This window comes from Aquiflexum sp., from assembly GCF_041749095.1.
Classification (GTDB): domain Bacteria; phylum Bacteroidota; class Bacteroidia; order Cytophagales; family Cyclobacteriaceae; genus Aquiflexum.
The window spans coordinates 18,265-30,058 of record NZ_JBGTCA010000475.1 but is presented as its reverse complement, the minus strand read 5'-3'; the positions used below and the strand labels follow the sequence as shown (position 1 = coordinate 30,058).

Below are 11,794 nucleotides of genomic sequence, written 5' to 3'. Positions count from 1 at the left end.
AGTTATAGAATGGAAAACAGAAAATCTTTCTTTGAAAACAATAATTAACCTGGGTATATTTACAAAGTGGTGCATTCCTGTTGCCATTTTTGGTGTATTCCTGATTACCATTTTTGGTGCATATTCAATTACCGACTACATCTTTACTGCATTTGAGTTTTTTTGTTGTGTAGGACTGATAAAATTCAATTACCTCCACATACTTTATAAAATTCTCTTAAATATTGGATATTTATGGATATTAAAAAGACTATTTTTCTTGCTTCATCTTTTGAATTAAAGGATGACAGAGATGATTTCCAGATATTTATAAGTCAAATTAATGAAGACTGGGGTAACAGAGGTATACAATTTGAAGTGAGATTGTGGGAGAATTTTATAGAGTCAATAGCTAGCAGAGGACTACAGGAAAGATATAATGAAGCAGCAAAAAGCTGTGATATATTTTTAATGCTCTTTTTTACTAAAGTAGGAGAATTTACTAATCAAGAATTTGAGGCTGCTCTTGATCAATTTAAAAAAGATGGGAAACCTCTCATTTATACTTATTTTAAAGAAGCTTATATTTCTACCGGGAGCATTGATAATGAAATAATCAGTATGTTAGACTTTAAGAACAAACTTAGAGACCTAAACCACTATGTCTCCGTCTACACAAGTGTTGAAGATCTCAAATGGAAATTCAATAAGCAATTGGAGAAAATATATGGTAATAAATATTCGATTAATTACATTAATAGTTTAACGAATCAAGCTGATATAGATTCTGCAGCAATTGAAAGAACTTGCAGACTATTTTCTCCACAATCAGATGAACTTTTTATCAAAAATCTAAATCTACGTGAATTAATTTTCAAAGCTTCAGATTTTGGTAAATCTGCAATTTTCCAACTTGCGAAATTAAACAGACGGTCAAATAGGAAATTTTATAGAAATTTAATGGCAAGATCAATTCCAGTATTGGAAACATTGATTGAAGCCAACATTGAAAGAGCTAGACATGACTATTATGGACAATTAGCGTATGCATTGAAAGATCAGGAAAAGCCGAACTGGGAAAAGGCAGAAGAAAATTTCAATTATGCAATTCGTATCAGAACCAGTTCTGATCCAGAACCATTTTATGAATTCAATAGGGCGATTTGCACCTTGCGAATTAATAGTAGAAATAATAATTATGACTTATTAGATAGTAAGCTTCAAGAACTGATTCTTGAAGATTTAAGATATGCAAAAAAAGGGATTGGTCAGAAGATTGAAACTTTTATTGAAGACGACGATAATATTATTTTATTTAATTGGTTAAGAAAAAATGATATAAGCCTCAGGGATTTATAAATCATACACTTTTGATGATGGGAAAAGAGACTAATCTTCGTCGGTTTCCTCTGGCTTTTCATAATTCCCCTCAAATTCCTCCGCTATCAAATCATCTTGGCTCAACCAATATTCTGAAGTCAGAATTTTAAAATGATGCCCATCTGTTATTGCCAGATCCCAAAGTATATCTTCTGCTTCAGGAAAAGGAATATCTCCGGTCATTTTATCTCCAAACAATCTTTTGATCAGATTACTGTCAGAAAGTCCTTCATTCAATAATTTGAGCGTGACTTCTTTTGTCATCTCAATATTCTCTTCTTTTCCAAGAGGAGTAATTGTACACGCAAATTGACTGGCTTTGGTGTTGGGAAATTTGCCATTAAAAGCCTTAAACAACAGTTGGTTGATATGAAAAAGTGTCCCGTGGAGATTGATCTCGGGATATTCCTCGGCTATTTTATCCAGCAACATGTCATTGGAAATCTGTTCTATCTGCCCCTTGTTCAGATCATCACTCAGTTTATATTCCAAAACAATGGCAGCAGCTTCATTGGGTTCATAATCGGTAATGGCCATCATCAACAATTCTCTCAATGAATCTTCGCTCGCACTTTCGGCATCAGGAAAACCGAAAAGATCCAATAGTTCAATATAATCCGCTGTTGACCAATAACCTGAAACCTCGTCCAGAATTTTAAAAGAATTGATTTTTATTTGAAATTTCATAATTTTTTTAACTTTTGTACAAGTTAATAAGTATTCTTGATCACATAAGAAATAAAGTCAGATATATCTGAAATCGACTATGAAGCACTTCGAAATGGCCTCCTCCGGGTAGCTGAATTACAATGTACGGCACACCAAAAAAAAGACAATCCTGATTTTTCAGGATTGTCTTTATATATAAAGAATAAAATTAAAGATCCGGGATCAGTAAACCTTATTTACTTGGAGTGACATCTATGATCACTGTTCTGTTATAAGCACGCTCTTCAGGAAACTTGTTTCTGAAAGGAGAGACTTTCTCATCCTCCCCAAATCCATTTACCACAAATTTTACGTCATTTCTTCCGGCCTTCATCAAGCTTTTTTCAAGAATACTTTTGACATCGTTAGCACGCTCCAAGGATAAACCCAAATTGTGAGCTTCTTCTCCGATGTTATCAGTATGACCTTGAATGGTAACAGTGCCCCCTTTTGGGATTTTCGGCGCGACAATATCCGTGAGGTATTTTTCAGTTGAGGCGATGGCTTTGGCTTCATCAAATTCATAGATAATACTGTATCTATTTCCTTCTTCACTGGTCGGAGGAGTCCAAAGCACCATCTTGACAGGAGTCTCTTTTCTGAGCGTTTGACCGGTTTTAGTCTGACCTACAATGGTCACTGTATAATCTCCTTCCGGTTTATTTCCTAAAATCGTTTCCCCGGACATACTTACTTTATTTCCCGTAAAAGGTCCAAAATGCTGAATTTTTCCTTGTGAATCTTTGACTTCCAATGCCCAAGAGCTGAAGGCTTCATGCGCTCCATCCACATTGAATGTAACATAACTTTCCTCCGGTGCTACCAACGAGACGGGTTTCAAAGGGGCATCCAAACCACCTATAAATTCCATCAGCAAAGCCGGTGAACTGCTTTCAATGGAGACACGACGGTCACCTGCCAGAAGAAGATTCAGCTCGCGGGTTCCTCCTACTTTTTTGGATGGGATTTTCGGTTGCGTAAGCCCTTCTGTGGCAATCCTCGAAGCATTTATGCCCCATGTGTTTACCAAATAGCTTTTAACTGATTCAGACATGTCTTTTCCTTCCAGAGATCCCTTTTCTGATGAGCCAACCAATTTGATACTTGTTCCAGGATTTTTCACCATACGGTCACCAAGGATATTCAGTACATTGTAATATACCATCATCTGTCTGTTGGCCCGGCCGGAAAGCGATTTGGGAGCAAAGACTTCCAACTGATCTGCCTTGAAATCTTTCACCTGGTTTTTTTCAAGTGTAACATATCTCTTTGGAATGGCAGATGAACCGGCATCAAAGTAAACATAGTTTCGAATTGGAAAAGTCTCTATGATACTTGTTGCCCCGGGATTGTTTTTCGGAGAAAAGACAGAAAATCCAAATACAGGATCCGCAATAGGTTCAGGTGCAGGTATAACAACAGGGATTTTCTTCCCTTTTCCGAATTTCAGTGCTGCCCCTACCCTTACGGTGGTCAGGGTCCATGTTTCAGAAGATCTTGGATTTTGTCCAAAATAAGGCTGAAGTGCTACAAATGGAGAAAGCACTGTTTGTACTTTTCTCTTTTGGGATGAAAGCTGAATGTCATGTCCTGCTCCGATCTGCATTGAAACAAGACTTGCATGTGTATTGCTGAATTCACCGTTTACTTCAGGCGTAGGTGCCTGATCCGGGAAATCCGGGTTGATCCCTAACTGGTAAGTAAAAGCATTGTTCCTGTTGAATGCAATGCGTGGGCCCACATAAATATGAAAGCCGTTTTTAAAGGGAGCAAAACGAAGGCTCGGCTCAACAGTCAGATAACTTAGGTTAGTTGACAGATCAGCAGGGCAATTACAAGGAGTGGTGATTTGGTCGAAATTACTTCTCCGACTATCATATCCTGCCTGTAGCATCATTCCCCACCTTGAATCAGGGCGATGATATTCTATGACAGGGCCAAGGAATAAGCCAATGCCATTGCCATGATTAAAACCCGCCGGAACAGTCAAACTTGAGTTTAACTGTTGGGTAGTCCCTTGATTGAAATTAAAATTTGCTCCGGCTGCGGCTCCAAACCGCCAAGAGGGTCGTGTGTACTCATCCTCTTGCGCTTGAATCGCGGATTGAGTAGCTGCTCCAAATATCAAAACACCAAAAATCAGGGCTTTGAGAAGGAGGGTATTAGGGGAGCACGCAGTGAGTGATCCCTTTTGAATATATGTAGTTGAAGTCATGATTTTTGAATTAAGGTTTCTCGATGATGTTAGTATTAGTCATAACCACTGCTCCATTGATGACCAGCATCCTGCCCACAACTGTGGCATTGGAATTCATAGTGATAGAAGTCAGTGCCAATACATTCCCGTGAAATGCGGTATTGTCCCCAATGGTGGCAGAACTTCCGACTTGCCAGAATATGTTTTCTGCTTTTGCTCCTCCACTCAGGATAACATTCCCACCTGCTCCACCTACAGTGGTAAAGCCTGAGGCAATCTGAAAGATCCAAACTGCATTGGGATCACCCTTGGCATCCAATGTCAGATCACCTCCTTGGATCAATAGTGTGGAATTGCTTTTATAAATTCCCGGAGCGAGTGTTTTACCTCCCTGATCACCTGCTACTGAGACGGGGGCCGGGGAAGTTGCTCCTTCAGCAAATAAATAGGCTGCTGTCAGATCACTTTTCGCTTGAATCAACATGGCCGCTACACCTGCAGGATTAATATCATCAGCAGCATAAATGGCACCGTTTACAATTATGGCCGGAGGGAATCCGGTTACAGACGAACGGGCACCCGGAGTAATTCCAACATCCAGATTACGGATCTCACTGAATCCTGCATTATTGCTGATGCCTGTAGCAGCGAAAATCCCAAATCTTCCAGCAGTTTTAAGATCCACAAAATAGGCAGATTGCTGAGTAGCGGTTTGGAAAGTCCATATATAATCATTGGCCAAAGCTGTTCCGGTCAAGTTCTGCGCACCGGTGGTGATCGTACCGGTATAGGTAAGGTTAGGGGAAAGGGGATTATTTGGAGTGAAAGACGCTGTAGTTCCGTTATAAGTTACCGCTCCATTGACAGCGTTTGCCCCTTGCTTGAGCGTAAAGGTCATTGCGGTAATCGTAGCAGGATTCATAGCCTCACTAAAAGTAGCGTTGACCACTTTGTTTAATCCTACGTTTGTCTCATTGTTATGAGGGTCAGTTGAGACCACTGTAGGTGCTACACTGGGCGCTGTAGTAAATGACCAGACATAATTGGCCGCCAATGAAATTCCTGATGTACTCTTGGCACCTGTAGTAATGGTAGCGGTGTAAACAAGGTTAGGTAACAGCGGATTGTTCGGTGTAAAGGAGGCCGTGGTCCCCGAATAGGTTACCTTTCCCGCAACTGTTGTATTTCCTTGTTTTAAAGTGAATGTAGCTCCCGTTACAGTAACAGGATCCATTGCTTCGCTGAAAACGGCCCGTACAACTTTAGTTCCTATCACGCCTGTTTCCATATCTGCTGGATCTACAGAGAGTACAGTTGGTACTGCAGTCGTATTGAAGGTCCAGCTATATTCGTTTGCAAGCGGAATTCCATCTGTATTTACAGCTTCAACACTGATAGTACCTGTATAAGTGGTCCCGGGCAAAAGATCGATTGAAGGAGTGAAAGTTGCTGTGCTGTCCACGTAGGTGACTTCTCCTGATATTGCGGTTGTTCCGTTTTTTATAGTAAAAGAAGACGCTTTGATTGTCAATGGGTCCATTTTCGCACTGAATTTGGCATTAATGGCCTTGTCAAGTGAGATTCCGGTTGACAGATTCGCAGGGTCTGTGGCTGTCACTGTGGGGGATTCTCCTGTAGTAAATGTCCATACATAAGGCGATTGCAAAGCATTCCCCATTAAATCCTTCACCACCGGTTCGACTTTACCGGTGTAGGTTGTTTTAGGGGCAAGAGGAGCATTCGGGACAAAACTCATGGTGTTGTTTGTATCATCATAAGTCAAAGAGCCTGAAACACTGGATTCAATTGCACCGGATGTGTTGATTACCCTTAAACTAAAGGATTGATCGGTGATAGTAGCAGGATTTAGCTTACCGTTGAAGGTTACTGCTATGACCCTATTCATCTCTACTCCTGTAGCTTCATCTATAGGATTTGTAGCCTCCACCTCGGGACAAATACCAAGGGTTTCATTAAAATCATCGTGACAACTTCCGAAGATTGCCGTAATAGAAAAGGCCACCAAAAAGGTCCGCCATAATCTTTTCTTTGTTAATTCTGTTTTCATAAAACTTGGGTTTTTTTTAAGTGATTCTGCCGGGTGATCGCACTTTGCCAAAAAGACAAACCCAGTTTGAAAGCAATAAAAACGGATTTAAACTGCTTTAATAACGAATTATGCGATTGGTAATATGAAATCTGAATTTGGTAGGAAATGTGGGTTTAAGCTTCCTAATAAACTTTTTTCCAGGTTTATTTGGAATATAGGTGATGGCATTCGCAACCGAAAAGTTATATAAAAAAATAAAAGACTTACATAATTTAACTGTTTTTAAAATCATAATAAATAGGTTTTTAGACTTTAGCCTCCACCTATTTTGTGATTTCTCTCAAATTACATTTTGAATCTTAAGATGTTGTAGCAGCATGATTGTTTTTGCATCTTTAATTTCACCTGTTTTGATCATGTCCATGGAAGTTTGGAATGGCAATTCCAATACTTCAATATTTTCCTGTTCCTCTTGAAGACCACCTCCGGAACTTATCTTCATTTCATCGGAATATTCAGCAATAAAAAAATGCAGGATTTCTGTCACTGCCCCGGGTGACATATAAGATTCAAATACTTTATGTACATCCTTAAGCTGATAGCCTGTTTCTTCCTCCGTTTCTTTCCTGATGCAATCTTCCGGATTGTCCTCATCCAGCAAACCGGCACATGCTTCTATCAAGAGACCTGTTTGATTACCATTAAGATAGGTAGGGAGACGAAATTGCCTGGTCAGGATAACTGACCTTTTTGACTTATTGTATAAAAGGATAGTAGCGCCATTACCCCGATCATAGACTTCTCTGGTTTGGGATTCCCAGCGACCGTTATTTAACAGGAGATCAAACTTTACCTTTTCCAATAGATACCAATTGTTGGAAAGGAGTTCCTTTTTTAGATTTTTAACGTTTCTGTTCTGCATTTGGAATATGATTTAAATTGTCACGGATCAATAGCCCTTTACGGTCCGATTGAAATAAAGAAAATAAAAAATACTTCAAACACCTATAAACATGCCATTGATTTTTAGTCCTAAGATCCAGAGCGTTTAGGGAAATCTCTGATTTGAGGTTTGTTTTATAATTGGTAACTTTATAAGAGCATCCTTTATGGCAAACCGATAACACCCCGAGCACAATGCAAAGCTTTTTTGATTTCATAAAAGAGCATCCTCCCGTGAAGCGACTTCAGGTCAATGACCTGCTGCTTGCCGAATATCAATGCCCGCTCGATATCCACCGGTTTGATATTTGGTCGCATCACAACTATTTTATTTATGTCATCAGTGGGCAGAAAAAATGGCTTACCCGCAATCAGGAAATACTGGTGAAAGGGGGTGATTGCCTGTTTGTGAGTAAAGGGGCTCATACGGTCTTTCAGTTTTTTGACAGCCAATTTTGCGCCATTGTTCTTTTTGTCCCAGATTCCTTTATCCGATCTGTACTGCTCGATAACCGGATCGAAATCGGGAACCAAACTTCAACTTCACAGAGAGGGGCGCTTTTTACGCTTGGTTGCAAAGATGAGCTTGCGGCTTATTTTCGATCCTTTTATACCTATCTCTCCACTTCTGAACATCCTTCACCAACTTTGATGGAGCTCAAGTTCAAAGAACTGATTATCCTCTCAGCTGTGAGGGGAGACTGCAAAAAACTCAACAATTATTATGCTTCGCTTTGCCGCTCCAACTCTGCGTCACTACGGGAATTGATGGAAGACAACTTCAATTATCCCATGAATCTGGAAGAATATGCCCGCCTCTGCCACCGCAGCCTTTCTGTCTTTAAGCGGGAATTCCAATTAGCGTTTGGAACATCTCCGGGAAAGTGGCTTATCCAAAAGCGGCTGGAGTTCGCCAAGTACCTACTGGAAAATACCGATAAATCCGTGACGGAAACCGCCCTGGATGCAGGGTTTGTAAATCACTCGCACTTCAGCCGAGTGTTCAGGAAAAAGTATGGCATGCCTCCCATACAATTGACAAAAAGCAATGCTGATGAGCCGATTGTCCGCAGGGAATAGAATCCGGACTTTACAGCAAAGCCTGGCCTTTGGACATTCGCTAATTTTGTATCAGTAAGTTGTTCAAGATTGGATTTTCAGTATCCGGTTCTGGTACAACACATTGATAACCATTTAAATTATAGCAATCATGTTTATTGTAATCCAACATCAAATCCACAATCCGGAAAAGTTTCAGGAATGCGCCAAAGCAGTGTTTCCCCTTCCCGAAGAACTTCAGGTACACCAATTCCTGCCCGCTCCGGATCTGACCAAGGCTGTTTGCCTGTATGAAGCGCCTTCTATCGAAAGACTCAGTCAATACCTCGATGACAAACTTAACGAGGCGAGCACTCAGCAATATTACTCTGTTTTGACCGAACACGCCATTGGCCTTCCGCAAAACGGAACTTAATATTTTTGAGAATATGCTGTAATCGAAAATCCAACACCTATGAAAAATTCAAAGCCAGATGGAAATAAGGAATTCAAGATGGACAGGAGCCGGTTCTTAAAACTGTCAACCCTGATGACTGCGTTTCCATTTGTGGGCATAGGTTCCATTTTCGGCCTGACCAAAACCAAAGGAGAAAACCAAAAAAAACAGACTGCCATGAACACTTCCAAACCATTCGCTGAATTGTTGCAATACCCCTTTTTAAACGCCCTGTTTGGCAGACGTGCCCGTAGGTTTGGACTGGGCATGGAGATTCCCACCGGGCCCCTTGCTTATCGTTCCGATAAGGAACCTGTTCCGCTTTCCGAGGAGGAGCAAATGCTCTTGGTGGCCTCGGCCACCGGGGTTTCGGGTTGGAACTTTGGGGTGCCCTTTGCTCCGCCTGTGCCTAATGCCCATGCGGAGTTTACCCTACGCTATACCGGACGCACAGCCCCCACGGCTGCGGGAATCGGAACGCCTGCTTTGTTTTTTACGGACGACAAAGGCTGCTACTGCACCAACACCCGGGACACCACTCCTTCCGGCATGCAAACATTAACAAATGGCGAGGAAGCTTTGCAGCAGATTGTAAACGAGTGCCGCGGGCAAACCACGCAGATAAAACCTGGCCGCCTGGACCTGCCTTCTGCTCCTCCTCATATTCTTCCACCCAATCTGTGGTGGGCCAACAAACCGGGTTCAACGCTTTTTATTCCAGTGGCTGATACAGCTGAAGAATGCCTCGGCATTATAGCGCTGATGGTTAGGCACGGGGCCATAATAGTGGACGAAGAAACCGGAAAACCTGCGGGATTCCTCGAACCTTTTGTCCGTTCAGGCCTGCTCGATTCGGAAAAAAGGTTTCCTTTATCCGAATTGTTGACTATCGTGAGCGAAGGTGCCTGTCTGGCAACAGGTTTCAAAGGACATAACATGGTATTGATGCTTCAGGCCATGGGTTTGGGCGGACTGTATTTTAGCGGTTTGGATGATATGAGCATCATGGGTGCTCGGGTCAAAGAAGGTGTTTCGGGTCTCGGTTTTGAGTTTGTTGAAGACGAGCTCTGGGTCACTCCAAACCCTGTGGGACTCAAAGGGGTGTATGAGGCGCTTTGCCCGCCCTTTTATCCGGACATGCATGTGGCTGTCAAGGTTTTTGTGGAAAGGAAATTCGGTAAAAACGGGGCATATAAACCCAATTCAATGGGTCCGTGGCGCGATAGCCAAAAGGTGAAGGAAACCGTGGAGCCATACAGTCAGGACTTTGTCGATTGCATGTCTGAAGTGGCCCAATACATCTACCAAAAATTTGGCAAATTTCCGGGATTGCGCAGCACCATAATGATGCCCGGTTTTGTGCAGGCCCATCACCTCGACACTGATTTTTATGATAAGTATTATAAAGAAGGGGCGTACCTGCAATCCCATGCCGAACACATGGAAAAATGGCATGGGATCAATTGATTTTGCGATACCAAAATCACATAACCGACAATAGTGCATTCGAATATGCCTAAATGGGTTGGGGTGTCAAAATCAATCTTCTAAAGTTTTGCATTAACGAATTACTTTACTCTCAAGGTATCCAACATATTGGTGAAATAGATTCCTCAGTAGAAAAACATTTGCATGAACTGGCCAACAACAAGGGGCTAAGGCATATTAGCAGAATTGGAATCTTAATTTTCATGGTCAAAGGGAAGAAATTAATTTAACATATTCCTAAGGTAAGGGTAATACTTAATTGGGATAAACTTTAGATGAAATATCTTAAGACATGTAAAAATTAATAATAATAAGTTTTTAAGTGAAATTTCAATAAAAATAGAATTATTACTTTTGATTAATAATTGGCATAAGATAATTATTATTTTATGTCAAATAGTGAAAATTTAAAACCAACATTTGAAAACAAAGATTACCATGAAAAAGCTTCAAAAATTTCGAATTTTAACTGGGATAGGAATTGCATCCCTTCTCATGATTTTTGCACCACAGGGATACGCACAAAGCGATAATCCAGGACCACGAATAGGAATAAAAGGTGGTGCAAACTTCTCTCAATTCTTCGTCGACCAACCTACAGTTGATGATGAAAATATGAAGGTAGGAGTACATTTTGGTATTTTCTCAAAGATACCCATTACCAATTTCCTTGCGATCCAACCTGAATTGCTCTATACGAATGTAGGCTCCAAAGTATCCTACGGTGGAAGTGATGTTGAAAGTCTTTTGGGAATAAGGGAAGGAGAAGTAAGATTCAATTTGAATTATATTCAATTGCCTATTGCTTTGGCAGTAAATCTAGGCCCACTGAATTTACATGCAGGACCTTATGTGTCTTATCTGATTTCCGCCAATGTCAAAAATCTTCAGACTTCAGATCTTTCCACGAGTGATCCGATTGAAATGAACAAGGATGATTTCAATACAATAGATTATGGTGTATTTGCAGGATTAGGTTTCGATGTAGGTAATGTAACCATTGGTGCAAGATACAATCATGGTTTGCGTGAAGTAGGATCATCAGGATTAGGCGGCACGCTTACCAACAATTCCAGAAATGGGGTAGCCCAAATCTATATTGGATTCGGATTCTAATAGTTGTTGTTTGTGCCAAGATGGCAAATAACTAAAACCCGATTTTCTAGAGATAGTCTCCTAGAAAATCGGGTTTTTTTATGAAGGGAAATGAGGCACTTATTAGACTTCGCTAAATCGATAATTTGGTTTATCAATTCTGTCTCTATACCTAGCACACGGAATTTTGTTTTCACATATAAATCATCCATGTACAGGGATTTTCCAATCCTAATTAAAGAATTTTTCATGTGAACATTAATTTAAAAGATTGTCTTATAGTTTTTTAATTGATTGACTAAATAAAAAAAATAGGACGGATAATACATCAGGTGAATATTTCATGGTTACTTATTTTAAATAACTCCAACTTTATAAATGGCTGGGAATGCAGCTCTTAAATTAAAAGGTTCTGTGAACACAACAAAATGAATTTTTTTTCTCCAGGTGACCGAATACA

The 11,794-nt window shown here is 40.5% G+C and carries 10 protein-coding genes; 5 read left to right on the top strand and 5 right to left on the bottom strand.

Translation table 11 applies throughout. From position 1 onward, the window contains the following. The first annotated feature begins 234 nt into the window (after positions 1–234). Positions 235–1,338, top strand: a complete 1,104-nt coding sequence (locus ACEW8O_RS21695) for a hypothetical protein (protein WP_373496723.1) — start codon at positions 235–237, stop codon at positions 1,336–1,338. Between the two features lie 30 nt (positions 1,339–1,368). On the opposite strand, the gene ACEW8O_RS21690 is transcribed toward ACEW8O_RS21695, so the two are convergent. The 4 genes from ACEW8O_RS21690 to nudK all read right to left on the bottom strand — a co-directional run bounded on the left by ACEW8O_RS21690 (position 1,369) and on the right by nudK (position 7,236). Then, positions 1,369–2,046, bottom strand: coding sequence for a hypothetical protein (locus ACEW8O_RS21690; RefSeq protein WP_373496722.1), 678 nt, complete (start codon positions 2,044–2,046; stop codon positions 1,369–1,371). Positions 2,047–2,260: 214 nt separating this feature from the next. After that, positions 2,261–4,282, bottom strand: coding sequence for an OmpA family protein (locus ACEW8O_RS21685; RefSeq protein WP_373496721.1), 2,022 nt, complete (start codon positions 4,280–4,282; stop codon positions 2,261–2,263). 10 nt (positions 4,283–4,292) lie between these two features. Further along, the gene (locus ACEW8O_RS21680; protein ID WP_373496720.1) at positions 4,293–6,332 is read right to left on the bottom strand and encodes an Ig-like domain-containing protein; all 2,040 of its coding nucleotides are present in this window, start codon (positions 6,330–6,332) and stop codon (positions 4,293–4,295) included. A 322-nt stretch (positions 6,333–6,654) separates the two neighbouring features. Further along, the gene (gene nudK / locus ACEW8O_RS21675) at positions 6,655–7,236 is read right to left on the bottom strand and encodes a GDP-mannose pyrophosphatase NudK (protein ID WP_373496719.1); all 582 of its coding nucleotides are present in this window, start codon (positions 7,234–7,236) and stop codon (positions 6,655–6,657) included. A gap of 215 nt (positions 7,237–7,451) precedes the next feature. Here nudK and ACEW8O_RS21670 point away from each other — a divergent pair, with 215 nt between their 5' ends. The 4 genes from ACEW8O_RS21670 (at position 7,452) to ACEW8O_RS21655 (ending at position 11,355) form a co-directional block, all read left to right on the top strand. Beyond that, positions 7,452–8,336, top strand: a complete 885-nt coding sequence (locus ACEW8O_RS21670; RefSeq protein WP_373496718.1) for a helix-turn-helix domain-containing protein — start codon at positions 7,452–7,454, stop codon at positions 8,334–8,336. Positions 8,337–8,466: 130 nt separating this feature from the next. Then, entirely contained in the window at positions 8,467–8,730 is a 264-nt protein-coding gene (locus ACEW8O_RS21665; RefSeq protein ID WP_373496717.1) for a hypothetical protein, read from the top strand. A gap of 39 nt (positions 8,731–8,769) precedes the next feature. After that, on the top strand, positions 8,770–10,218 hold the full coding sequence (locus ACEW8O_RS21660) for a hypothetical protein (RefSeq protein WP_373496716.1): 1,449 nt from the start codon (positions 8,770–8,772) through the stop codon (positions 10,216–10,218). 459 nt (positions 10,219–10,677) lie between these two features. Next, on the top strand, positions 10,678–11,355 hold the full coding sequence (locus ACEW8O_RS21655) for a porin family protein (RefSeq protein WP_373496715.1): 678 nt from the start codon (positions 10,678–10,680) through the stop codon (positions 11,353–11,355). Here ACEW8O_RS21655 and ACEW8O_RS21650 read toward each other — a convergent pair. Further along, positions 11,352–11,546, bottom strand: coding sequence for a hypothetical protein (locus ACEW8O_RS21650; RefSeq protein ID WP_373496724.1), 195 nt, complete (start codon positions 11,544–11,546; stop codon positions 11,352–11,354). The two genes, ACEW8O_RS21655 and ACEW8O_RS21650, sit on opposite strands and share 4 nt — an antisense overlap. Positions 11,547–11,794 lie beyond the last annotated feature (248 nt).

Coding starts and splice junctions, on each gene's coding strand:
- ACEW8O_RS21685 (WP_373496721.1), bottom strand. CDS start 4,282: ATGACTTCAACTACATATATTCAAAAGGGATCACTCACTGCGTGCTCC.
- ACEW8O_RS21690 (WP_373496722.1), bottom strand. CDS start 2,046: ATGAAATTTCAAATAAAAATCAATTCTTTTAAAATTCTGGACGAGGTT.
- ACEW8O_RS21655 (WP_373496715.1), top strand. CDS start 10,678: ATGAAAAAGCTTCAAAAATTTCGAATTTTAACTGGGATAGGAATTGCA.
- ACEW8O_RS21680 (WP_373496720.1), bottom strand. CDS start 6,332: ATGAAAACAGAATTAACAAAGAAAAGATTATGGCGGACCTTTTTGGTG.
- ACEW8O_RS21665 (WP_373496717.1), top strand. CDS start 8,467: ATGTTTATTGTAATCCAACATCAAATCCACAATCCGGAAAAGTTTCAG.
- ACEW8O_RS21695 (WP_373496723.1), top strand. CDS start 235: ATGGATATTAAAAAGACTATTTTTCTTGCTTCATCTTTTGAATTAAAG.
- ACEW8O_RS21650 (WP_373496724.1), bottom strand. CDS start 11,546: ATGGATGATTTATATGTGAAAACAAAATTCCGTGTGCTAGGTATAGAG.
- nudK (WP_373496719.1), bottom strand. CDS start 7,236: ATGCAGAACAGAAACGTTAAAAATCTAAAAAAGGAACTCCTTTCCAAC.
- ACEW8O_RS21660 (WP_373496716.1), top strand. CDS start 8,770: ATGAAAAATTCAAAGCCAGATGGAAATAAGGAATTCAAGATGGACAGG.
- ACEW8O_RS21670 (WP_373496718.1), top strand. CDS start 7,452: ATGCAAAGCTTTTTTGATTTCATAAAAGAGCATCCTCCCGTGAAGCGA.